This is a genomic window from Mycolicibacterium bacteremicum (genome assembly GCF_002086115.1).
Classification (GTDB): domain Bacteria; phylum Actinomycetota; class Actinomycetes; order Mycobacteriales; family Mycobacteriaceae; genus Mycobacterium; species Mycobacterium bacteremicum.
In genome coordinates, this window is sequence record NZ_MVHJ01000016.1 from 18,235 (window position 1) to 39,793 (window position 21,559).

Consider the following 21,559-nt stretch of genomic DNA (forward strand, 5'->3'; position numbering starts at 1 on the left):
GCTCACCACACATGCGGAATCAGCCGGCAACGGACCTTGTCCCGGTAGTCGCGGTAGCCGGCGAGTTCGTCGATGAGCATCTGCTCCTCGTCGCGGATGCGCGCGGCGATCACCGGCGCCGAAGCTGCGACGCCGAGCAGACCCCACAGCGAATCCAGGGCCGGCGGAGTGCCGATCATCATGATGGCCGCCCCGGTGTACATCGGGTGGCGCACCCAGCCGTAGAGCCCGGTGGAGACCAGCGGCTGATCGGCCTCGATCCGCACGGTCGCCGCGGCATAGTTGTTCTGCACGACGACCAACTGCGCCATGCTCAGCCCGATGGCGACCAGGACGTTGCCGACGATCACGAGCCACACCGGGACATCCGACCAGCCGAAGCGGTGATCCAGCGCGGACAGCACGAACGTGGCGACCACGAGCGTCAGCGTCAGCGCCATGATGATGCGTTGCGCAAGGCGGGTTTCGGCGGTCGGGCCGGCCTTCATGCGGCGGGCCAGCGCATCCGGGTGGCGGATCGCCAGATAGACGCTCGGGCCGATGGTCGTGGCGATGAAGACGGCCAGGAACACCCAGGCCTGCCAATAGTCGAACGTTCCAGCGGGCCAGAACAGGACGGCGACGAAGAACAGCAGACCCAGCACGGTCTGAAAGGCGAGTTTCATGCGGCGTCCCTGTTCCGATAGAGGTGACCGGCCGTCGCGGTGAGCGCGATCGCGACGAACACCATGACCGTGAGCGCGAGCGCGGAGACATCCGCGGGGGCCGTCGTCCGGTTCACCGGGGAGAGGTCCAGCAGCCACTGCGGCAGCCGCAACAACGCCCCCAGATACAACGATGCCACAACGAATCCGACTGCCAGCCAACCGATCAGCGGCCGACGCACGGCCACCGCCAGCGCGGCGACGCCGGCCAGCACCGCCATCGCCGGGAGGAAGGACAGTGCCGCCACAGCCAGCCGCCAGATGTCGGCGGGCGCGCCGATCGTGATCCCGGCACCCAGACCGTTGCCCAACCCGGCGCTGAGCAACAACGCGGCGGCGCCGAGCAGAGTCGCCACCACCGCGCTGAGCATCCAGACCCAGCGCGACACCGCGGCGGCCAGGACCGGTTCGGCCAGGCCCCGCTGCTCATCGGTGTAAAGGCGTAGCACCGCAGACACCACGTAGGCGCTGGTCGCCGCGGCCAGGAACTGCGTCATGGTGGTGTATGCGCCGTCGGTGCCGGAGTCGGCCAGCACGCGGGCCAGCAGCTCGTTGTCACCCGCCGCGTCGAGCAATGAGTCGGTCATCGACCCGAACGTCAGTCCGGCCAGGAACAGCGCCACGCCCCAGCCCAGCAACTGGCCCCGCTGCAGGGTCAGATGCAGCACCAGAACGTTCGGGATGGCATGGGCGCGCGGATGTTCGGTGGTCGAGGCGATGATCGCGTCGTCGTACTGGCGGTGGCTTTCCAACACCAGCGCCACCGCGGTCAGGGCGATCGCCAGCACGATCAGCATGGCCAGCGGCCACCAACGTAACTCGACGAAAGACCGCATCTGCTGCGCCCAGGCGATGGGGGAGAACCAGCTCACCGCGCTGCCCGAATGGTCGATCACATCTCCCACGCCGCGGATGAGTACGGCCGTTGCCAGTGCGCCCATGGCCGCGCCGGTGGCCGCCCGCGCCTGTCGCCACAGTTGGGCGGTGACGGCCGCCAGCGTCCCGAACACCATTGCCACCGCGACGATGCCGAGACCGAAGGCGGCGCTGTCGAGCGCGCCGAAGCCGTCGAGGATCAGCGCGGCAGTCATCGTCACGGCCAGGACGGCGTTGGTGACGCTGACCAGGATCAGCGCTGCGACGGTGCGGGCGTAGCGGCCCACCACCGAGGACTGCACCAGTTCGGCGATGCCGTTCTCCTCCTCGGCGCGGGTATGCCGGATCACGGTGAGGATGGCCAGTATCGAGGTGGCGATGATCAAGGTGAGCATCAGTTCGTTGGCGATCATCGCGCCCAGTGCGGTCGGGTCGGGACCGAACATCGGGCCGCTCAGCATGATTCCGGCGGGGGTCTGCATCAGCTCGATCCGGGCCAGGCGCTGCTCCTCGCCCGGGTAGGTCAGGGCCAGGGCGCCGGGGGTGTAGGCGAGCAGGGCGGTCAGCACCACGATCCACACCGGCAAGCGGATCCGGTCGCGGCGTGACGCGAGCCGCAACAGGGTGGCGGTGCCGGCGAGCGGTGATCCGGTCGCGCTGTCAACGGTGGCCGTCATCAGCTCACCGCCTGGTACTCACGCAGGAACAGATCCTCCAACGATGCCGGGGCGACCTGCAATTCGACGATCCCCAGAGCGGTGAGCTGCGTCATCACGGTGTCCAGGTCGGTGCGATCGACCGAGAAGCTGACCTGCCCGTCGTGCTCGCCGAACTCGTGGACGAACGGCAGGTGCCGCAGTCCGCTGCCGGCGGCGCGGGTGCGGGCGGTCACTTTCGTACGCATCAGGTGCCGCAGATCGGTCAGCGACCCGGAGCGTACGGTCCGGCCCGACCGCACGATGGTGACGGTGTCGCAGAGCTTCTCGACCTCGGCCAGGATGTGGCTGGACAGCAACACCGCCGCACCGCGGTCGGCCACCTCCGTGACGCACTGTTGGAAGTGGTTCTCCATCAACGGATCCAGACCGGACGTCGGTTCGTCGAGGATGTAGAGCTCGGCATCGGTGCTGAACGCCGCGATGATGGCGACCTTCTGCCGGTTACCCTTGGAGTAGGTGCGTGCGACCTTGTGCGGGTCGAGTTCGAACCGCTCGATGAGCTCGTCGCGGCGTCGGGTGTCGACCTCTTTGCCGCGCAACCTGGCCAGGAAGTCGATGGCCTGCGCCCCGGTGAGATTGGGCCACAACGTGACATCACCGGGTACATAGGCGATGCGCCGGTGCAGGGTGACCGCCTCGCGCCACGGGTCTCCGCCGAGCAACCGGACGGTACCGCCGTCGGCGCGCAGTAGGCCCAGCAGCACCCGGATGGTCGTCGACTTGCCGGCGCCGTTGGGTCCCAGGAACCCGGTCACGTCGCCGGGTGCCACGGTCAGGTCCAGACCGTCGAGAGCGGTGCTTCGGCCGAATCGCTTTGTCAGGCCGCGTATTTCTACAGCATCGGTCATGACTGCTCTCCTTCGGGTGCGTGGCTGAACGGGATGCCCTGGCGGCGTTGGGCGAGGAAGGCGTCGTACATCGTGGAATCCGTCATCAGGCCGCGGGTGTAGATCTCCAGTGCGGGCAGCACCATGTCCTCGGCGTAGTCGCGCAACACCGCGCGGAGATCGGTCGGGTTGGCGTGCAATTGGATGTAGAGCAGGAAGCCGCCGCCGCTGAGCATTCCGAGGAATCGCGCTCTGGCCTTCGGGTCGTCGCTGGGTTTGATGGTGCCCGCGCGCACGCCCTCGTCGAGGTACTGCTCGGTGTTGTCGAGCATCTTCTGCCAGAAGGCCTTGGCCAGGTCGCCGCCGGACTGCATGCTGCGCACCAGGTAGGCCATCAGTGGCGCGTACTCCTCGATTTCGGCCATCTGGGCCAGCCAGGTTGCCGGGTCAGAGGACTGGATCGACTCGGACTTGGCGCTGCGGACGTAGTCGGCGATGTAGTCGTCACACGCCTTGCGCAGGCCGTCCTTGGAGCCGAAGTGGTGGATGACCAGGCCGGGGCTGACGCCGGCCGCGGTCGCGATGGCGCGGACGCCGGTGGTGAAGCCGTGCGCGCCGAACTGCGCGATCGCCGCGTCGCGGATGCGGGCGGTGGTCGTCAGATCGTCGCTTGAACGCATGTTCAACAGATTAAACGCGCGTTCAGCCCGCGGTCAAGGTTCTTCCCCCGAGCAGACGCATGTACCCCTTCAGAGCACAGCTTTCAGGGGTATAGGCGTCTGCTCAGCTCGCGCGACGGGCCATATGGTGACCAAGGCGACTTACCAGTTCGACGGGATGCCGTCGAACGTCGTCGACAACCAGGGGGGTGGACAACCACCCGCACTCCTGTAGCCGGGCCACCTTCATCCGGTCGTGCCGCATGGCGACGGGGTTCGCATGCCACTCCATGCTTTCGTATTCGGCGATCAACATGAACTCGGGCCACGCGAAGTCCACACGCCACAACCTGCCGTACAGATCGACGATCTCGTATTGCAGTTCCGGCACCGGCAACCCGCCGTCGTGGAACACCAGCCGAGCTTCACTCTCCATGGGCGATTCTGCGCGACTGTCGGCCAGCGCCAGCATTTCTCGGACGTGCACGATGCCGCGTCGGCCGCGCTGCTCGGCGGCAATGGCGGCTAGCGTGGCGGCATCGCAGGTTTGCGATCTCAGAGCTGAATCGAGGACAGCAAGCGCACGCGGACGCCGGACTGAGCGCGCGATCTCGACGGCAGTCCACGCCGGCGCGGTGCACAGCCGATCGCCAATGTGTTTCAGCGGAGCGCCGATTCGCTGGTGCACCATCACATCTGGGCTTGGTCGCAATCGAATTCCGGGATCCAGGACGTGGATGCGATCGTCGGGTTCGGCATTGAATCCGTAGAGTTCGGCCGCTGTGTTCATGCACGCGACGACGCGCACACCTGCGCAAATGTCTAGTGCGGCAAGCCGAGCGGAGACATCGGGAGGCTGCAGGGCGTAGATCCCGCGGCGGACGCGCAGCAGTTCGCCCTTGCGCAGCATCACTTCGATGCGCTTGGGCGTCGCCCATCTCAGGACTTGCTCTCGCGTCGCGACACCGCCATTGGCGGCGAAGAGTTCGTGCAACGGCATGCGGTGATACTTGCCGTTGTCACCCGGCGACGGTAGCCACCGGCCGCCACACTTGTGGATAACTCGACGAACAGACGCGTCTGCCCCTCAGGGGCCCACTTTCGGGGGTACATGCGTCTGCTCGCGGGGCGCGGGGAGAGGCGAGAGGGGAAAGGGGAGAAGCTAGTCGCGGGCGGCGGCGAGCAACCCGTCGCCCAGCGGCACCAGCACCGGGGTGAACCGCTCGTCCTCGGCGATCAGCCGGGCCGCCTCGCGCACCGCGCTCACCTCGGCGTCGTTGGCCGACGCATCCCCGGCGCGGCCACCGAGCGCGGCGCGGTGCACCACGATCGCCCCGCCGGCCCGCAACAGGCGCACCCCCTCCGCGACGAACTGCGGCTGATCGGCCGGGGCGGCGTCGATGAAGACCAGGTCGTAGGACTCATCGGCCAATCGGGTGAGCACCTCCTGCGCCCGCCCGCCGATCAGCCGGGTGCGCGACGCGCCGACCCCGGCCTCGGTGAACGCCTGCTTGGCCAGCCGCTGGTACTCGGGTTCGACATCGATGGTGGTGAGCACGCCGTCCTCGCGCATCCCGGCCAGCAGCCACAGCCCGCTGACACCGGCGCCGGTGCCCACCTCGACCACGGCCTTCGCCCCGGTCAGCCGGGCCAACACGGACAGCAGGGCACCGACGGCGGGGGTCACCGCACCGGCGCCGCTGTCGACCGCCCGTTCCCGCGCGGCTGCGGTCACCGCGTCCTCGGTGATCGACGCCTCCGCGTGCGAGACGATCGATTGGGCGGCGTCATCGGTGTCGGCCATGCCCGCAGCGTAGAGCGAACCGGCATCCGGGTGCCCCGCGACACGCCCGCCCCGACGACGCACATCACACCCGGAATCCGCCGGTTTTGCCTGGTCGAGCCGGGGGTATCTGCTTTCTCAGGAATTGTTCAGTTTGCTCATATGTCAGGCACACCCCGGCGGGAGAACGTACTACGCATGGAACACGGTGACAGCTCGCGTTATCGGAATACGGATGGCTCCGGCCACGTTTTTCCCAGCAACGAGCAGACGTCCGCCTGCCACCTTGATTTGGAGGATCAGATCACCGCCTCAAGCACCGCGAGCAATCCGGTCGCCAGTCCCGTCTCCATGCCCCATCTGGAGCAGTACACCGATGCCGAATGGGTGGAGCCTTCCGACGAGCTGACCGGGACCGCGGTATTCGACGCCACCGGCGACAAGGCCGCCATGCCGTCCTGGGACGAGCTGGTGCGCCAGCACGCCGACCGCGTGTACCGATTGGCCTACCGCCTGTCGGGCAACCAGCAGGACGCCGAGGACCTCACCCAGGAGACGTTCATCCGGGTATTCCGGTCCGTGCACAACTACCAGGCCGGCACCTTCGAGGGCTGGTTGCACCGCATCACGACCAACCTGTTCCTGGACATGGTCCGTCGCCGCACGCGCATCCGCATGGAGGCGCTGCCCGAGGACTACGACCGGGTGCCCGCCGAGGATCCCAACCCCGAGCAGATCTACCACGATTCGCGCCTGGGCCCGGATCTGCAGGCCGCCCTGGATTCACTGCCGCCGGAGTTCCGCGCCGCCGTCGTCCTGTGCGATATCGAGGGTCTGTCCTATGAGGAGATCGGCGCCACCCTGGGCGTGAAGCTCGGCACCGTCCGCAGCCGTATCCACCGCGGCCGGCAGGCCCTGCGTGAACATCTGGCCAAGCACTCCGACCAGTTGAGCGCTTCGGCCTGAGCGTCAGGGGTGTGAGGCACGGCTTGCCGCGCTACATTCAGATGAGTGGTGTACGAGTGACGGCGCGGCGATCCGGAAGGAGCGGGGTGATGGCTGACCCGGGCGATGTATTTCGTCGTGCGTTCTCCTGGTTGCCCAATCAGTTCGCCTCGCAGAGCAGCGCACCCGTCGGCCCGCGCCGCTTCGGATCCACCGAACATCTCTCGCCGGAGGCCATCGCCGCGTTCGTCGACGGCGAGTTGCGGATGACCGCGCATCTGCGCGCGGGGCACCATCTGTCGCTGTGCCCGCTGTGCGCCAACGAGGTCGAGGCCCAGCGCCAGGCCCGTTCGGCCCTGCGGGATTCGTGTTCGATCCCGATGCCGAGTTCCCTGCTGGGCCTGTTGTCGCAGATTCCCGACCGTGATCAGCCGGAGCCGGCCGCGCAGGAAGACCCACAGCGAGTCGCCGACGGCGTCGCCAGGTCGCGCCGTAAGCGCCGGTAGGGTTGAAGTCGAGATCAGCCGTCGCGTATCCCGCTCTGGGTGCGCGCTGTGAGCGGGGAGTGATGCACCGGTGAGCAATCAGGACGATTCGGGTACCAACCCCCGGCTGGCTCCCCGTCCGGTGTCGCGGCCGCCGGTGGACCCGGCCGCTCAGCGCGCGTTCGGCCGGCCCGACGGCGTGTCCGGGTCGTTCCTCGGCGCCGACAAGCACATCGACCAGGGTGAGTACACCCCCAAGAGCCTGAACCCCGACCCGGTACTCGCCGAGGCCTTCGGTCGTCCCTACTCCGGTGGTGACTCGCTGCAGCGCCACCCGGCCGACGCCGGCGCGCTGGCCGCCGAGCACGAGGCCGACGAAGACGACACCCCCGATCCGTGGCGCGACCCGGCCGCCGCCGTCGCACTCGGGTCACCGGCGATGACACCGGGCGCGCCCGTCGTGGTGCAGGCGCCGCAGGGCAAGCTCGGGGTGCGTGACGTGCTCTTTGGTCGCCGGGTGTCCGCGGTCGCGCTGGTGATCCTGGCCATCATCGCGCTGGTGATCGGCGCGCTGGGCGGTGTGGTCGGCCGCAAGACCGCCGAGGTCGTCGAGGCGTTCACCACCTCGAAGGTCACCCTCGAAACCAGCGACCGGCCCGCCGAGCCCGCCGGACGCCTCGCCGAAGTGGCTGCCGCCGTTGCCGATTCGGTGGTCACCATCGAGGCGACCAGCGATCAGGCGGGATCCCAGGGCTCCGGTGTGGTGGTCGACGGTCGCGGCTACATCGTCACCAACAATCACGTCATCTCCGAGGCGGCGACCAACCCCGCCAAGTTCAAGATGTTCGTCGTCTTCAACGACGGCAAGGAGGTGCCGGCCAACCTCGTCGGCCGCGACCCCAAGACCGACCTGGCCGTCCTCAAGGTCGACAACGTCGACAACCTGAGCGTGGCCAAGCTGGGTGACTCGGAGAAGCTGCAGGTCGGCGAGGAAGTGATCGCGGCCGGCGCCCCGCTGGGCCTGCGCAGCACCGTCACCAGCGGCATCATCAGCGCGCTGCACCGCCCGCTGCCGCTCTCGGGCGACGGCTCGGACACCGACACCGTGATCGACGGTGTGCAGACCGACGCCTCGATCAACCACGGCAACTCCGGCGGTCCGCTGATCAACATGAACGCCGAGGTCATCGGCATCAACACCGCCGGTAAGTCGTTGTCCGACAGCGCCAGCGGCCTGGGCTTCGCCATCCCGGTGAACGAGGTCAAAGATGTCGTCCAGAAGCTGATCGAGGCCGGCCGGATCGAGCACCCGACGCTGGGGCTGACCGCCCGCTCGGTGAGCAACGACCTGGCCTCCGGCGCGCAGATCGCCAACGTCAAGGCGGGCGGCCCGGCCGAGCAGGCCGGCATCCTGGAGAATGACGTCGTGGTCAAGATCGGCAACCGGGATGTGGCCGACGCCGACGAGTTCGTCGTCGCCGTCCGGCAGCTCAAGATCGGCGAGCCCGCCCCCGTCGAGGTCGTCCGCGACGGCCGCCGGGTCACCCTGACCGTCACTCCGATCGGCGACGGCGCGGCCTGACATGTTCTCCAATGTCGGCTGGGGCGAGATGCTGCTCCTGGTGGTGGCCGGTCTGGTCATCCTCGGCCCGGAGCGGCTGCCCGGCGCGATCCGGTGGACCTCCAACGCGGTGCGACAGGCCCGCGAATACCTCAGCGGGGCCACCAATCAGCTGCGCCAGGACCTCGGGCCCGAGTTCGACGACCTACGTCAACCGTTGAGCGAGTTGCAGAAGCTGCGGGGGATGACGCCGCGCGCGGCGCTGACCAAACACCTGCTCGACGGTGACGATTCGTTCCTGACCGGGAACTTCGACGACAAGCCGGTCAAGCCGGTGTCACCCGACGCGCCCAAGCCGGCCACCCCCGAGCCACCGAAGCCGCCGTCGGAGCCCGGCGTGACCCGGTTCGACGCCGACGCCACCTAGCCTGACGGCCCGGCGCTACCGTCCGGCCGGATCCAGCCCCAGCGACATCCCGGCCAGTCCACGCTTACGGGCGCCCAGCGCATCGGCGACCTTGCGCAGCTCCTTGCCCGCGGCCGAATCCGGCGCCGAGAGCACCAGCGGCACACCGGAATCGCCGGCGGCCACCAGGGCCGGCTCCAGGGGAACCTGGCCGAGCAGCGGCACATCGGCCCCCACCGCGCGGGTCAGTGACTCGGCGACCTGCGCGCCGCCACCCTCACCGAAGATCTGCATGACGGTGCCGTCGGGCAGGGTCAGGCCGGCCATGTTCTCCACCACGCCCACGATGCGTTGGCGCGTCTGCAGGGCGATCGCGCCGGCCCGCTCGGCGACCTCGGCGGCCGCCGACTGCGGCGTGGTCACGACCAGGATCTCCGCCCCGGGGATCAGCTGGGAGACCGAGATGGCGATATCTCCGGTGCCCGGCGGCAGGTCGAGCAGCAGCACGTCGAGATCGCCCCAGTAGACATCGGCCAGGAATTGCTGCAGGGCCCGGTGCAACATCGGCCCGCGCCACACCACGGGCGTGTTGCCCTGGGTGAACATCGCGATCGAGATGACCTTCACATCATGCGCGATCGGCGGCAGGATCATGGAATCGACCTGGGTCGGCCGATCGACGATGCCCATCATGCGCGGCACCGAGTGACCGTAGATATCGGCGTCCAGCACGCCCACCTGCAGCCCGCGGGCGGCCAGCGCGGCGGCCAGATTGACCGTCACGCTGGACTTCCCGACGCCGCCCTTACCGGAGGCCACGGCGTAGACCCGGGTCAGCGAATTGGGTTGAGCGAACGGGATCACCGGCTCACGCGAGTCGCCGCGCAGCAGCTTGCGGAGTTCGGCGCGCTGCTCGTCGTTCATCACGTCCAGGCCGACCGTGACCGCGCCGGTCCCCGGGACATCGGTCACTGCCGCGGTGACCTTGTCGACGATTTCGGTTTTCTTCGGGCAGGCCGAGGTGGTCAGGTAGATCTCCACCGCGACGGCATGGTCGTCGGCGATGGTGACGCTCTTGACCATGCCGACCTCGGTGATCGGACGGCGCAATTCGGGGTCGACGACCTTGCTCAGCGCGGAGCGCACCGCGGCTTCCAGGTCGGTATGTGTCGAGGACATCACTGCCGAGTCTAGGCCGCTGCGGCCGGGAACCGGACCGCCGGTCCGGCCAGTCGGTCGGTGCGCCGACGTGCAGGCCGCCGGCCGGGCGCGACGCTCAGGCCGCGGGGCCGTTGTCGACGCTCAGGCCGCGGGGCTGTAGTCGACGCTCAGGCCGCTGGGCCGGGTGCGGGACCGACCGCCGCAGGCAGCACCGGTGCGGCCGGGGCCGGCGCGGGCGGCGGCGCGAACGGATTGAACGGCGCGGGCGGCGCGACCGGGGCGGCCGGCGGGGGCGGTGCGAACGGATTGACCGGGGCGGCCGGCGGCGGCGGTGCGAACGGATTGACCGGAGCCGCCGGGGGCGGTGCGAACGGGTTGAACGGTGCGGCCGGCGGCGGCGGCGCGAACGGGTTGAACGGGGCCTGCGGCGCCGGGGTGTTCTCGCCGATGCAGAACACCGCGCAATTCGGGACGGCCGCGGGCTGATCCGGTCCGGGCGGCACCGGAAGCCGGTCGGCGACGTCGGCCCGGCCCAGATCGAAGAACGGCATCACGGCCATCGGGTCGGTGGACGGCAGGCCCAGCGCATTGAGCGGCAGCCCCGGGCCGAGGCCCTCGCCATTGGCGTTGAGGTGGATGTTGGCGTCGCGCAACTGCGGTACCGACCCGGTGATGGGTGGCAGGTCCACCGGGACGACCCCGGTGGCGTAGGCGGCCGCCCAGCCCAGCACGTTGCGCGCATAGGCGACCGAGTTGTTGTAGCGCAGGATGGCCGTCATCACCTGGCCCTGGTCCCGCATGCTCAGCCCGCCGCTGCACAGATAGCGCGCCGCGGCCAGGGTGGCGTCGAACAGATTCTGCACCTCGGCCTTACCGTCTCCGTTGCCGTCGGAGGCGTACCGCGACCACGTGCCCGGCAGGAACTGCATCGGGCCCATCGCACGGGCGTAGGTGATCCGGTCGTTGTTGCGGCTCTGCACGATGACCTCGTTGCCGGGCAGCGTGCCGTCCAGCGCCGGGCCGAGGATCGGCTGCACCGCGGTGCCGTTGACATCGGTGGCACCACCGCTGGCGTGCATCGACTCGATGCGCCCGATACCGGCCAGCAGGTTCCAGCTCATCCCGCAGTTGGGGGCGGCGGAGGCCATCATCCGCTCGGCATTGCGGTAGGCGTTCAGGGCGACCGTCGGGATGCGAAGGCTGCCCGGGGAGTTGACCACCGCGGCCGGCGGGGGAGCCGACAGAGCGGTGCCCGCGGTCTGGAACGGCCGCGGCTGCTTGTAGGCGGCGACCACGGTGGCGCCGGTGTTCTCATCGGGTGTATCGACGACGGCGGCCAGCGGCGTGACGGTGGCTTCCAGCACCGGTTTCACAATCGGCGCCGACGCGCCGACACCGAGAGTCAGCACCAGCGGGGTGAGCACGGCGATACCGAACAAACCGCGTGAGCTGGGAGCCGAATCGGCCACGGACCGGAGCGCCTTGTCTGCGCTGCGCCGCGCCGCAGCGAGTGCGGCGCCTCCCCGTTTTGCCACTCAACCGTCCTAGATTCGTTACCCGACCGTTGTGAACCAGGTCACCATACCTACTGCTGCCGCGCCGTGGTGCGGCAATGCGTTTACCGGCTCGGTTCGTCCTCGTCGGTGAACGCCGGTTCGGACAGGTCCGCGGGCGTGCGCTTGCCCTTGCTCTTCTTCGGTTTCGGCGGCACCAGTTCGACGAGCATGTCCCGCAGGTCCTCCAGCTCGCGGCGCATGTAGTCGCGGGTCGCGACCTCACCGACGGCCAGTCGCAGCGCAGCCAGCTCGCGGGCCAGGTATTCGGTATCGGCCTTGGTCTGCTCGGCGCGCCGGCGGTCCTCCTCCAGTGCCACCCGGTCACGGTTCTCCTGTCGGTTCTGCGCCAACAGGATCAACGGTGCCGCGTAGGCCGCCTGCGTGGAGAACGCCAGGTTGAGCAGGATGAACGGGTACGGATCCCACTGCCAGGCGAACGCACCGATGTTCAGCAGGATCCAGACGATCACCACGATCGTCTGGATGGCCAGGTAGCGGCCGGTACCCAGGAACCGCGCGATCCGTTCGCTGAACCGGCCCACCGCCTCGACATCGAAGCGCGGCCGCAGCGACCGGGACGGCCGCGGCGTGTCGAGTCGCTGCCGTGCCGAATCGCTCATGCCACCCCCTCGCAGGCTCGGGCCTCGCATGTGGGCCGATGATTCGCTCGGCGAGCCTGACTCATGTCGCGGGCTCCTTCACGATCACCGGTTCGCCCTCACCCTCGCGCCAGTCGTCGGGCAGCAGATGATCGAGCACGTCGTCGACCGACACCGCGCCCAGCAGATGGTTCTCCTCGTCGACCACCGGCCCGCAGACCAGGTTGTAGGCGGCGAAGTACCGCGTCAGCGCGCCCAGTGCCTGCTCGGGGCGCAGGCTGGGCAGATCGGTGTCGACGATGCCGCTGACCAGCGCGGCGGGCGGTTCGCGCAGTAATCGCTGCAGATGCACGCAGCCCAGATAACGGCCGGTCGGCGTGGCGGTCGGCGGACGCACCACGAACACCAGTGAGGCCAGCGCCGGCGTGAGGTCCGGATCGCGCACGCGGGCCAGCGCCTCGGCGACCGTGGTGTCAGGGGCCAGCACCACCGGCTCGGAGGTCATCAGACCGCCCGCGGTGTTCGGCGAATGGCTCAGCAACCGTCGGACGTCCTCGGAGTCCTCGGGGTCCATCCGGCGCAGGAACTGTTCGGCATCGGCCGGGGACATCGACCCCAGCAGGTCGGCGGCGTCGTCGGGATCCATCGCCTCCAGGACGTCGGCCGCACGATCGGTCTTGAGCTGGCGCAGCACCGCGGCCTGCTCGTCCTCGGGCAGCTCCTGCAGCACGTCGGCCAGTCGCTCGTCGTCGAGGGCGTTGACGACCTCGAAGCGGCGCTTGGCGGGCAGGTCGCGGATGGCGTCGGCGACCTCGACCGGTCGCTGGCCCTGGAACTGTTCGAGCAGCTGGGCCACACCCTGATCCGGCATCGCCAGCCCGGACGGCGTCAGGCCGTGCACATGCTTCCAGTCCACCGAGTAGACGTTGCTGCGCCGGCCGAGGCGGCGCTGCGGGCGCACCGCCACCTTGGTCACCATCCAGTCCCTGGTGCGGGTCTGCTCGATGCCCAGGTCGACGACGATGACGTCGAGACCGGCGAGCTGGCTCAGGTCGGGATCGTCGACGCGCACCCGGGTCTCCAGCACCTGCCCCAGGGCGAGCACCTCACCGGGCCGCTGCGAGAACCGGCGTAGTGAGACGTTCCCGGTGGACAGCGTCACGGTGCCCGGCTCGATCGCGGTGACCCGCAGGATCGGCACGAAAATCCTTTTGCGAGTGAGCAATTCGACCACCAGGCCGAGCACCCGCGGTTGCTGTCGGACGATGCTGATGCTGACCACGATGTCGCGGACGCGCCCGACGGACTCGCCGTCGGGGCCCAGGACGACCATGCCCGCCAGGCGGGCCGCATATACCCGGGTGACCGCAACCATGCCCCAAAGCGTAGAGACTTGGGGCGTGGACAACGTGTATCGCCCCCGCCGAACCTGCCTGTCGGTACCGGGTAGCAGCGACAAGATGATCGAGAAGGCCAAGACGCTCGCCGCCGACCAGGTGTTCCTGGACTTGGAGGACGCGGTGGCCCCCGATGCCAAGGACGCTGCGCGGGTGCGGGTCGCCGAGGCACTGGCCGAGCCGGGATGGTCGGCGGACGCGCTGCGCGGGGTGCGGGTCAACGACTGGACGACAGCATGGACGCACGCCGACGTCATCGAGGTCGTCTCCCGGGCCGGCGCCCAGCTCGACGTCATCGTCCTGCCCAAGGTGCCCGACGCCACCCACGTCCACGCGCTGGACATGTTGCTGACCCAGCTGGAGAAGACGCACGGTCTGCCGGTGGGCCGCATCGGTATCGAACCGCAGATCGAGAACGCCCAGGGCCTGGTCAACATCAACGCCATCGCCGCCGCGCCGCGGGTGCAGGCGCTGGTGCTCGGCCCGGGTGACATGGCCGCCAGCCTGAACATGCGCACGCTGGAGGTCGGTGGGCAACCCGAGGGCTACGACATCGGCGATGCGCACCACCACGTGCTGATGACCATCCTGATCGCCGCGCGTGCCCGGGGCATCAACGCCATCGACGGGCCGTATGTGAAGGTGCGCGATGTCGAGGGGTTCCGCCGGGTCGCGGGGCGCTCGGCCGCGCTCGGCTACGACGGCAAGTGGGTGCTGCACCCCGACCAGATCACCGCGGGCAACGAACTGTTCAGCCCGCGGCAGGCTGATTACGATCACGCCGAGTTGATCCTGGAGGCCTACGAATGGCACACCTCGCAGGCCGGCGGCGCGCGCGGGGCGGTGATGCTCGGCGACGAGATGATCGACGAGGCCAGCCGGAAGATGGCGTTGGTGGTGGCGGGCAAGGGGCGGGCGGCCGGCATGGCCCGCACCGGTGAGCCCTACCGGCCGCCGGCCTAGGCGGTCAGGCCGGTGGCGAACACCCCGATCCAGAGCAGGAATCCCAGCGCCATGAACGCGGTGACCAGACCGCCGATGATCGTTGCGGCCAAGGCCAGCCCGTATCCGTCCTGGCCGGTCTGCCTGGTCTGGCGCATCGCGATCACGCCGAGGATCAGGCCCGCCACCGATGGCAGCCCGCAGAACACCAGACCGGCCAACGCGCTGACCAGTGCGCCGATCGCCATCCCGCTGGTGCCCGGGGGCTTGTACGGGGCAGGGAACGGATAGGGCGGGTAGCCGCCGTTGTAGCCGGGGTAGCCGGGGTAGGGCGGCGGGACCGGCGGTGGCAGTCCGGCGTCGTCGGGATAGTCGAACGGACGGCCGTCGGTCACGGTGAGACGCTGGCGATGCCGAAGAGCAAGACACCCAGCGCGATGCCGAGGACCAGCAGCAGTCCACCGAGCACGATGCCGGAGATGGCCAGCTCCTTACCGCGCTGCCCGGTTCGCTTGATCTGGTTCAGCGCGACGATGCCCAGCACGATCCCTGCGATGGCGGCCGGCGGGCCACCGAAGAAACAGAAGAAGAACAGCGGGATGGACAGTCCGGAGCAGACCAGCGAGGCGATCGCCGAGTTGTTCTGCGGGGCGACGGCCGGCCCGCCGTAGGGCGACGGGTATCCGGGAGCGCCATACGGTGGCGGCGCGCCGAACTGCGGAGGGAACGGCGGTGGGGCGCCGTATCCCGGCGGCGGTGGGTATCCGGGTGCGCCGTACCCCGGGGGCGGGTAGGTGGCGCCGGGATCTGCCCCGTACCCCGGTGGCGGGTACCCGCTGTCCTGGGGTGCGCCGTACCCCGGGGGTGGATATCCGGTGTCCTGGGGTGCGCCGAACCCCGGGGGTGGCGGCGGGTACCCGGTGGCCGAGTAGTCGGGTGCGGTGTTACCGGGATGCGGATAGCCCTGCGGCGCGGCGGTCGGCTCGGGCTGGCCGTAGGCGGGCGGCGGGGTGTAGTCCGGGTAGGCCGGTGACTCGCCGGCGGCCTGCTCGATGGGCGGCGCCTCGTACCCGGCCGCGGTCGGCTCGGAACCCGGACCGGAACCCGACCCCGAACCGGCATTCGAATCCGAACCCGACTGTGACGACGGCGTTGCTGCTGCGTCCTCTCCCGGATTGGTCATCCTCCAAACCTAGCGTACGTGCTGGTCTGCGGGATGATTCGGCAATGTGGGCAGGGGTACCCACGATTGCGCGTTCAGGCATAGGGTTGTTGCGCATACCGGCTGTTTCACGTGAGGAGAGCAGAAGCCATGACGGGTCCCCTTCGACCAGGCCAAGACCCGGCGGGACGGCCGGGTGCACGCGGGCCCGCCGCGCTGCCCACCCCGCCCAAGGGGTGGCCCATCGGCTCGTACCCCACCTACGCCGAGGCGCAGCGCGCGGTGGATTACCTCTCCGATCAACAGTTTCCGGTCGAACAGGTCACCATCGTCGGGGTGGACCTGATGCAGGTCGAGCGCGTCACCGGACGGCTGTCGTGGCCCAAGGTGCTCGGTGGTGGCGTGCTGTCGGGTGCCTGGCTGGGTCTGTTCATCGGCCTGATCCTGGGCTTCTTCAGTCCCAGCCCGTGGGGAGCACTGGCCACCGGCCTGATCGCCGGTGTGTTCTTCGGTCTGATCACCTCCGCCATCCCGTATGCGATGGCGCGCGGCACAAGGGATTTCAGCTCCACGCTGCAACTGGTGGCCGGTCGCTACGACGTGCTCTGCGATCCGCAGGGTGCCGAGCAGGGGCGGGATCTGCTGGCACGCTTGACGATCTGATCGCCCGACGCGCCCACGAAGTGGTTGCATAGTACGCGTCTGTGGATCTACGTTGGCCCGGCAGGAGGTTCGCTCCTGCAAGTCGCCATGGCGGCGACATCGGACGCAGACGGAGGCCGGTAGTGCGCACACGACGGCTTTGTGCGGCGGTGATGGCTGCAGTGACGGCCGGGTCGATCACGACGGCGTGTGGTTCCGCCGACGACGGCATCGTCATCAGCTACTACACACCCGCCAACGAGATGGCAACGTTCACCGCGGTTGCGCAGAAGTGCAACGAACAGCTCGGTGGGCGCTTCACCATCAGACAGGTTTCGTTGCCCAAGGGCGCCGACGATCAGCGCCTGCAGCTGGCCCGGCGGCTCACCGGCAACGACAAATCGCTCGACGTGATGGCGCTGGACGTGGTGTGGACCGCGGAGTTCGCCGAAGCCGGTTGGGCGCTGCCGCTCTCGGACGACCCGGCGGGCCGGGCCGAGTCCGACGCGACGGAGAACACCCTGCCCGGTCCGCTGGAAACCGCGAAATGGCAGGACAAGCTCTACGCCGCCCCGATCAGCACCAACACCCAAATGCTGTGGTACCGGGCCGATCTGATGCCCGCGCCGCCGGCAACCTGGGACCAGATGGTGGCCGAGGCCACCCGGCAGTACGCCGCGGGCGGGCCGAGTTGGATCGCCGTTCAGGGCAAGCAGTACGAGGGTCTGGTGGTGTGGTTCAACACGCTGCTGGAAAGCGCCGGGGGACAGGTGCTCTCCGACGACGGGCAGACCGTCACGTTGACCGACACCCCCGAGCATCGCGCCGCGACGGTCAAGGCCCTGCAGATCATCAAAGACGTTGCCACGGCACCGGGTGCGGACCCGTCGATCACCCAGACCGATGAGGGCACCGCGCGTCTTGCGTTGGAGCAGGGCAAAGCTGCCCTCGAGGTCAACTGGCCGTTCGTGCTGCCCTCGATGCTGGAGAACGCGGTCAAGGGTGGCGTCCCGTTCCTGCCGCTGAACCAGGATCCGACGCTGGCCAGTGCGATCAACGATGCCGGCAGCTTCTCGCCGAGCGACGAGCAGTTCGACGTCGCCTACGAGGCGAGTAAGAAGGTGTTCGGTTTCGCGCCGTTCCCGAGCGTGATCGAGGGCTCGCAGGCCAAGGTCACCCTGGGTGGGCTGAACCTCGCCGTGGGCAAGAACACCCAGCACAAGGCCGAGGCGTTCGAGGCCATCCGCTGCCTGCGCAATGTCGACAATCAGCGCTACACCTCGGTCGAGGGTGGCCTGCCCGCGGTGCGGGCCTCGTTGTACGACGACCCGGCATTCCAGGAGAAGTACCCGCAATACGAGATCATCCGCCAGCAGCTGACCAACGCCGCGGTGCGTCCGGCCACGCCGGTGTATCAGGCGCTGTCGACCCGGATCTCGGCCACGCTGGCCCCGATCACCGAGATCGACCCGGAGCGCACGGCCGATGAGCTGACCGAGCAGGTGCAGAAGGCGATCGACGGCAAGGGGCTCATCCCGTGATCGAGGCAGAAGCGGAGCGGGATCGCCCATGAGTACCAAGACCGACGACCTCGCCGCGCAGCGCAGACTGGCCTACTGGCTGATCAGCCCGGCGGTGTTCCTGATGCTCGCGGTCACCGCCTACCCGATCGGGTACGCGGTCTGGCTGAGCCTGCAGCGCTACAACCTGGCCGCCCCCGATGATGTCGAGTTCATCGGGCTGGGCAACTATCAGACCATCCTCACCGACCGGTACTGGTGGACGGCCTTCGCGGTGACGGTGGGCATCACCATCGTCTCGGTGGCCATCGAATTCGTCCTCGGCATGGCGCTCGCGCTCGTCATGCATCGCACCATCTTCGGCAAGGGCACGGTGCGCACCGCGATCCTGGTGCCCTACGGCATCGTCACCGTCGCGGCGTCCTACAGCTGGTACTACGCCTGGACGCCGGGAACCGGCTATCTGGCCAACCTGCTACCCGACGGCAGTGCCCCACTGACCGAACAGCTTCCGTCGCTGGCCATCGTGGTGCTGGCCGAGGTGTGGAAGACGACGCCGTTCATGGCGCTGCTGCTGCTGGCCGGTCTGGCCCTGGTGCCCCAGGATCTGCTCAACGCCGCCCAGGTCGACGGGGCCGGTGCCTGGAAGCGCCTGACCAAGGTGATCCTGCCGCTGATCAAGCCCGCGATCCTGGTGGCGTTGCTGTTCCGCACGCTGGATGCGTTCCGCATCTTCGACAACATCTATGTGCTCACCGGCGGGGCCAACGACACCGGATCGGTCTCGATCCTGGGTTACGACAATCTGTTCAAGGCATTCAACCTCGGCCTGGGCTCGGCCATCAGCGTGCTGATCTTCCTGTGCGTCGCGGTGATCGCGTTCATCTTCATCAAGATCTTCGGCGCCTCGGCGCCGGGTAGCGAAGACGAGAGGGCCGGGCGATGAGCGTGTGCGCGAAGAGCAGAGGGAACAGATGAACGAGCACGTGGGTGCCCGGCGCGCCACCGGCTGGGCCGTCGTCAACGTCATCGTCGTGCTCTACGCACTGATCCCGGTGCTGTGGATCCTGTCGCTGTCGCTCAAGCCGACGTCATCGGTCAAGGACGGCAAGTTCATCCCCGAACAGATCACCTTCGACAACTACAAGGCGATCTTCGAGGGCAACATCTTCACCTCGGCCCTGATCAACTCGATCGGCATCGGGCTGATCACCACGCTGATCGCGGTGACCATCGGCGGGATGGCCGCCTACGCCATCGCCCGGCTGGCCTTCCCAGGGAAGAAGTTGCTCGTCGGCGTCGCGTTGCTGATCGCGATGTTCCCGCAGATCTCGCTGGTGACACCGATTTTCAACATCGAGCGCCGGCTCGGGCTGTTCGACACCTGGCCGGGTCTGATCATTCCCTACATCACCTTCGCGCTGCCGCTGGCGATCTACACCATGAGCGCCTTCTTCAAGGAGATCCCGTGGGATCTGGAGAAGGCGGCCAAGATGGACGGTGCCACCCCGGGACAGGCCTTCCGCAAGGTGATCGCCCCGCTGGCCGCGCCCGGTATCGTCACCGCGGCCATCCTGGTGTTCATCTTCGCCTGGAACGACCTGCTGCTGGCACTGTCGCTGACCGCGACCGAACGGGCCATCACCGCACCGGTGGCCATCGCGAACTTCACCGGGAGTTCGCAATTCGAGGAGCCGACCGGTTCCATCGCGGCGGGCGCGATGGTCATCACCATCCCGATCATCATCTTTGTTCTCATATTTCAGCGACGGATCGTGGCCGGGTTGACCTCCGGCGCGGTGAAGGGGTAACACATGGCCGAAATCGTGCTGGAGAACGTGACGAAGAGCTATGCCGGTGGTGCGACGGCGGTCAAGGACTTGTCGCTGACCATCGCAGACGGCGAGTTCATCATCCTGGTGGGTCCGTCCGGGTGCGGAAAGTCGACCACGCTCAACATGATTGCGGGCCTGGAGGACATCAGCTCCGGGGAACTGCGCATCGGTGGCGAGCGGGTCAATGACAAGGCGCCCAAGGACCGGGACATCGCCATGGTGTTCCAGTCCTACGCGCTCTACCCGCATCTGAGCGTGCGGCAGAACATCGCCTTCCCGCTGACGCTGGCCAAGGTCGGCAAGGACGAGATCAACCGCAAGGTCGAAGAGACCGCCAACATCCTGGACCTGGCCAACCTGCTGGACCGCAAGCCGGCTCAGCTGTCCGGTGGCCAGCGGCAGCGAGTTGCCATGGGGCGGGCGATCGTCCGCAATCCCAAGGCCTTCCTGATGGACGAGCCGCTGTCCAACCTCGATGCCAAGCTGCGGGTGCAGATGCGTACCGAGATCGCCCGCTTGCAGAGCCGGCTGAACACCACCACCGTCTACGTCACCCACGACCAGACCGAGGCGATGACGCTCGGCGACCGCGTCGTGGTGATGCTGGCCGGCGTCGCGCAGCAGATCGGCACGCCGGAGGAGTTGTACAGCACCCCGGCCAACCTGTTCGTCGCCGGCTTCATCGGGTCGCCGGCGATGAACTTCTTCCCGGCCACGCTGACCGACGGCGGCATCAAGCTACCGTTCGGCGAGGTCGTGCTCACCGACGAGGCGCAACGCGTGCTCGACCAGCACCCCCGTCCCGGCAATGTCATCGCCGGTATCCGTCCCGAACATTTCGACGACGCCAGCCTGATCGACACCTACTCGCGCATCCGTGCGGTCACCTTCGAGGTGGAGGTCGACCTGGTCGAGTCGCTCGGGGCCGACAAGTATCTGTACTTCCGCACCGAGGGCTCCGGGGCGAGGTCGGCTCAGCTCGAGCAGCTGGCCGCCGAGTCCGGGGTCGGTGAGAACGAGTTCGTCGCACGGGTTTCCGCCGACTCGAAGGTGACGGCCGGCAGCAGGGCCGAACTCGCGGTCGACACCTCCAAGCTGCTGATCTTCGACGCGGACTCCGGAGTGAACCTGTCGATCCCACCGGCGGGCTAGTGACCGACATCCTGGGCGAGGTGCGGGCGCGGCTGCGCACGCACTTCGCCGACGCCGGGGTGCTCGGCGAACCCGGCGAGGCCAGCGTGACCTTCCTGGGGGCCGACCGGATCGACATCCTGCGTTTCGGGCCGGACGGTGATGGCGTCAATCACTATGTGTCGCTGGGCTGTTCGCGGTACCCGATGACCGATCCGACCGATCTGGTCGCCGACGGGGTGCGCGGTCCGCGGGCCGAGGTCGTGGTGTCGCTGCGCCCACCCAGTCCCGTCGGGCTGGCGAAATCCATCGCGATCCTGGCGGCGGCGCCCGCGGTGGAGGGGCTGGTGCTCGAACCCGACGCGTTGATCGACCTCAGCGGACCGCTGTTCGAGGCGGCACCGTTCACCGCATTCCTGCTGAGCGCCGGCGACATCGCCGATGTCGTACTGCCGGAACCGCTTTCGGCGGTAACCCTGCTGCAGGCCACGCCGATCACGCCCACCGAGGCGGCGTGGGTGCGGCTCAAGGGTGCCGAGGCGATGCGCGAGGCCTGGCGTACCGACGGGGTCGACGTGTTCGACGCCAATCGCCGCGCCTCCGAACCCTCCTGACCCCGGCGATCCGTGGAGCCGGAGCCGTACCGGTT

At 68.4% G+C, this 21,559-nt stretch carries 23 protein-coding genes; 11 read left to right on the forward strand and 12 right to left on the reverse strand.

The window, feature by feature from the left end; translation table 11 throughout:
* Positions 1-2 precede the first annotated feature (2 nt).
* The 6 genes from BST17_RS18585 to BST17_RS18610 form a co-directional block, all read right to left on the reverse strand.
* Entirely contained in the window at positions 3-665 is a 663-nt protein-coding gene (locus BST17_RS18585) for a methyltransferase family protein (RefSeq protein WP_083060377.1), read from the reverse strand.
* On the reverse strand, positions 662-2,257 hold the full coding sequence (locus tag BST17_RS18590; protein WP_083060378.1) for an ABC transporter permease: 1,596 nt from the start codon (positions 2,255-2,257) through the stop codon (positions 662-664). The genes BST17_RS18585 and BST17_RS18590 overlap by 4 nt, the downstream gene beginning before the upstream one ends.
* Positions 2,257-3,147 carry an ABC transporter ATP-binding protein gene (locus tag BST17_RS18595; protein ID WP_083060379.1) on the reverse strand — a complete coding sequence of 297 codons (891 nt, stop codon included), beginning with the start codon at positions 3,145-3,147 and terminating at the stop codon, positions 2,257-2,259. The genes BST17_RS18590 and BST17_RS18595 overlap by 1 nt, the downstream gene beginning before the upstream one ends.
* A complete protein-coding gene (locus BST17_RS18600) occupies positions 3,144-3,806 on the reverse strand; it encodes a TetR/AcrR family transcriptional regulator (protein ID WP_083060380.1) in 663 nt (220 codons plus the stop codon). The genes BST17_RS18595 and BST17_RS18600 overlap by 4 nt, the downstream gene beginning before the upstream one ends.
* Before the next feature lie 103 nt (positions 3,807-3,909).
* On the reverse strand, positions 3,910-4,785 hold the full coding sequence (locus BST17_RS18605) for a type IV toxin-antitoxin system AbiEi family antitoxin domain-containing protein (protein WP_083060381.1): 876 nt from the start codon (positions 4,783-4,785) through the stop codon (positions 3,910-3,912).
* Positions 4,786-4,947: 162 nt separating this feature from the next.
* Positions 4,948-5,589: an O-methyltransferase gene (locus BST17_RS18610; protein ID WP_083060382.1), complete on the reverse strand. Its 642-nt coding sequence runs from the start codon at positions 5,587-5,589 to the stop codon at positions 4,948-4,950.
* A gap of 177 nt (positions 5,590-5,766) precedes the next feature.
* Between BST17_RS18610 and sigE the strand changes: the two genes are divergently transcribed.
* The 4 genes from sigE to tatB all read left to right on the forward strand — a co-directional run bounded on the left by sigE (position 5,767) and on the right by tatB (position 8,986).
* A complete protein-coding gene (sigE, locus tag BST17_RS18615) occupies positions 5,767-6,534 on the forward strand; it encodes an RNA polymerase sigma factor SigE (RefSeq protein WP_083060383.1) in 768 nt (255 codons plus the stop codon).
* A gap of 89 nt (positions 6,535-6,623) precedes the next feature.
* Complete coding sequence (rseA, locus tag BST17_RS18620; RefSeq protein WP_083060384.1) at positions 6,624-7,019, forward strand: anti-sigma E factor RseA; 396 nt, start codon at positions 6,624-6,626, stop codon at positions 7,017-7,019.
* 70 nt (positions 7,020-7,089) lie between these two features.
* The gene (htrA, locus tag BST17_RS18625; RefSeq protein WP_083060385.1) at positions 7,090-8,580 is read left to right on the forward strand and encodes a serine protease HtrA; all 1,491 of its coding nucleotides are present in this window, start codon (positions 7,090-7,092) and stop codon (positions 8,578-8,580) included.
* 1 nt (position 8,581) lies between these two features.
* A complete protein-coding gene (gene tatB, locus BST17_RS18630; protein ID WP_083060386.1) occupies positions 8,582-8,986 on the forward strand; it encodes a Sec-independent protein translocase protein TatB in 405 nt (134 codons plus the stop codon).
* Between the two features lie 15 nt (positions 8,987-9,001).
* Here the strand turns inward: tatB and BST17_RS18635 are convergent, their stop codons facing one another.
* The 4 genes from BST17_RS18635 to BST17_RS18650 form a co-directional block, all read right to left on the reverse strand.
* The gene (locus BST17_RS18635) at positions 9,002-10,144 is read right to left on the reverse strand and encodes an Mrp/NBP35 family ATP-binding protein (RefSeq protein ID WP_083060387.1); all 1,143 of its coding nucleotides are present in this window, start codon (positions 10,142-10,144) and stop codon (positions 9,002-9,004) included.
* A gap of 149 nt (positions 10,145-10,293) precedes the next feature.
* Positions 10,294-11,661: a lytic transglycosylase domain-containing protein gene (locus BST17_RS18640; protein ID WP_083060388.1), complete on the reverse strand. Its 1,368-nt coding sequence runs from the start codon at positions 11,659-11,661 to the stop codon at positions 10,294-10,296.
* An 83-nt stretch (positions 11,662-11,744) separates the two neighbouring features.
* Positions 11,745-12,302 (reverse strand): DUF1003 domain-containing protein, encoded by a 558-nt coding sequence (locus BST17_RS18645; protein WP_083060389.1) that lies wholly within the window; start codon positions 12,300-12,302, stop codon positions 11,745-11,747.
* 61 nt (positions 12,303-12,363) lie between these two features.
* The gene (locus BST17_RS18650) at positions 12,364-13,656 is read right to left on the reverse strand and encodes a magnesium transporter MgtE N-terminal domain-containing protein (RefSeq protein WP_083060390.1); all 1,293 of its coding nucleotides are present in this window, start codon (positions 13,654-13,656) and stop codon (positions 12,364-12,366) included.
* A gap of 25 nt (positions 13,657-13,681) precedes the next feature.
* Between BST17_RS18650 and BST17_RS18655 the strand changes: the two genes are divergently transcribed.
* Complete coding sequence (locus BST17_RS18655; protein ID WP_083060391.1) at positions 13,682-14,641, forward strand: HpcH/HpaI aldolase/citrate lyase family protein; 960 nt, start codon at positions 13,682-13,684, stop codon at positions 14,639-14,641.
* Here the strand turns inward: BST17_RS18655 and BST17_RS29495 are convergent.
* On the reverse strand, positions 14,638-15,015 hold the full coding sequence (locus BST17_RS29495) for a DUF4190 domain-containing protein (RefSeq protein ID WP_083060392.1): 378 nt from the start codon (positions 15,013-15,015) through the stop codon (positions 14,638-14,640). The genes BST17_RS18655 and BST17_RS29495 overlap by 4 nt on opposite strands.
* Complete coding sequence (locus BST17_RS18665; protein WP_083060393.1) at positions 15,012-15,803, reverse strand: DUF4190 domain-containing protein; 792 nt, start codon at positions 15,801-15,803, stop codon at positions 15,012-15,014. The genes BST17_RS29495 and BST17_RS18665 overlap by 4 nt, the downstream gene beginning before the upstream one ends.
* A 129-nt stretch (positions 15,804-15,932) precedes the next feature.
* Here BST17_RS18665 and BST17_RS18670 point away from each other — a divergent pair, with 129 nt between their 5' ends.
* From BST17_RS18670 to BST17_RS18695, 6 genes are all read left to right on the forward strand, one after another.
* Positions 15,933-16,445, forward strand: coding sequence for a YflT domain-containing protein (locus tag BST17_RS18670; RefSeq protein WP_083060394.1), 513 nt, complete (start codon positions 15,933-15,935; stop codon positions 16,443-16,445).
* A gap of 122 nt (positions 16,446-16,567) precedes the next feature.
* Positions 16,568-17,965, forward strand: coding sequence for an ABC transporter substrate-binding protein (locus BST17_RS18675; protein WP_083060395.1), 1,398 nt, complete (start codon positions 16,568-16,570; stop codon positions 17,963-17,965).
* A 28-nt stretch (positions 17,966-17,993) separates the two neighbouring features.
* Entirely contained in the window at positions 17,994-18,890 is an 897-nt protein-coding gene (locus BST17_RS18680) for a carbohydrate ABC transporter permease (protein WP_083060396.1), read from the forward strand.
* A gap of 40 nt (positions 18,891-18,930) precedes the next feature.
* A complete protein-coding gene (locus BST17_RS18685; protein ID WP_207573674.1) occupies positions 18,931-19,755 on the forward strand; it encodes a carbohydrate ABC transporter permease in 825 nt (274 codons plus the stop codon).
* A gap of 3 nt (positions 19,756-19,758) precedes the next feature.
* A complete protein-coding gene (locus tag BST17_RS18690; protein ID WP_083060398.1) occupies positions 19,759-20,931 on the forward strand; it encodes an ABC transporter ATP-binding protein in 1,173 nt (390 codons plus the stop codon).
* Entirely contained in the window at positions 20,931-21,524 is a 594-nt protein-coding gene (locus BST17_RS18695; protein ID WP_083060399.1) for a suppressor of fused domain protein, read from the forward strand. The genes BST17_RS18690 and BST17_RS18695 overlap by 1 nt, the downstream gene beginning before the upstream one ends.
* Positions 21,525-21,559 lie beyond the last annotated feature (35 nt).

Excerpts from the sequence above, each read along its gene's own strand:
- BST17_RS18585 (WP_083060377.1), bottom strand. The coding sequence starts at position 665 with ATGAAACTCGCCTTTCAGACCGTGCTGGGTCTGCTGTTCTTCGTCGCC.
- BST17_RS18590 (WP_083060378.1), bottom strand. The coding sequence starts at position 2,257 with ATGACGGCCACCGTTGACAGCGCGACCGGATCACCGCTCGCCGGCACC.
- BST17_RS18595 (WP_083060379.1), bottom strand. The coding sequence starts at position 3,147 with ATGACCGATGCTGTAGAAATACGCGGCCTGACAAAGCGATTCGGCCGA.
- BST17_RS18600 (WP_083060380.1), bottom strand. The coding sequence starts at position 3,806 with ATGCGTTCAAGCGACGATCTGACGACCACCGCCCGCATCCGCGACGCG.
- BST17_RS18605 (WP_083060381.1), bottom strand. The coding sequence starts at position 4,785 with ATGCCGTTGCACGAACTCTTCGCCGCCAATGGCGGTGTCGCGACGCGA.
- BST17_RS18610 (WP_083060382.1), bottom strand. The coding sequence starts at position 5,589 with ATGGCCGACACCGATGACGCCGCCCAATCGATCGTCTCGCACGCGGAG.
- sigE (WP_083060383.1), top strand. The coding sequence starts at position 5,767 with ATGGAACACGGTGACAGCTCGCGTTATCGGAATACGGATGGCTCCGGC.
- rseA (WP_083060384.1), top strand. The coding sequence starts at position 6,624 with ATGGCTGACCCGGGCGATGTATTTCGTCGTGCGTTCTCCTGGTTGCCC.
- tatB (WP_083060386.1), top strand. The coding sequence starts at position 8,582 with ATGTTCTCCAATGTCGGCTGGGGCGAGATGCTGCTCCTGGTGGTGGCC.
- BST17_RS18635 (WP_083060387.1), bottom strand. The coding sequence starts at position 10,144 with ATGTCCTCGACACATACCGACCTGGAAGCCGCGGTGCGCTCCGCGCTG.
- BST17_RS18645 (WP_083060389.1), bottom strand. The coding sequence starts at position 12,302 with ATGAGCGATTCGGCACGGCAGCGACTCGACACGCCGCGGCCGTCCCGG.
- BST17_RS18650 (WP_083060390.1), bottom strand. The coding sequence starts at position 13,656 with ATGGTTGCGGTCACCCGGGTATATGCGGCCCGCCTGGCGGGCATGGTC.
- BST17_RS18665 (WP_083060393.1), bottom strand. The coding sequence starts at position 15,803 with ATGACCAATCCGGGAGAGGACGCAGCAGCAACGCCGTCGTCACAGTCG.
- BST17_RS18670 (WP_083060394.1), top strand. The coding sequence starts at position 15,933 with ATGACGGGTCCCCTTCGACCAGGCCAAGACCCGGCGGGACGGCCGGGT.
- BST17_RS18680 (WP_083060396.1), top strand. The coding sequence starts at position 17,994 with ATGAGTACCAAGACCGACGACCTCGCCGCGCAGCGCAGACTGGCCTAC.
- BST17_RS18690 (WP_083060398.1), top strand. The coding sequence starts at position 19,759 with ATGGCCGAAATCGTGCTGGAGAACGTGACGAAGAGCTATGCCGGTGGT.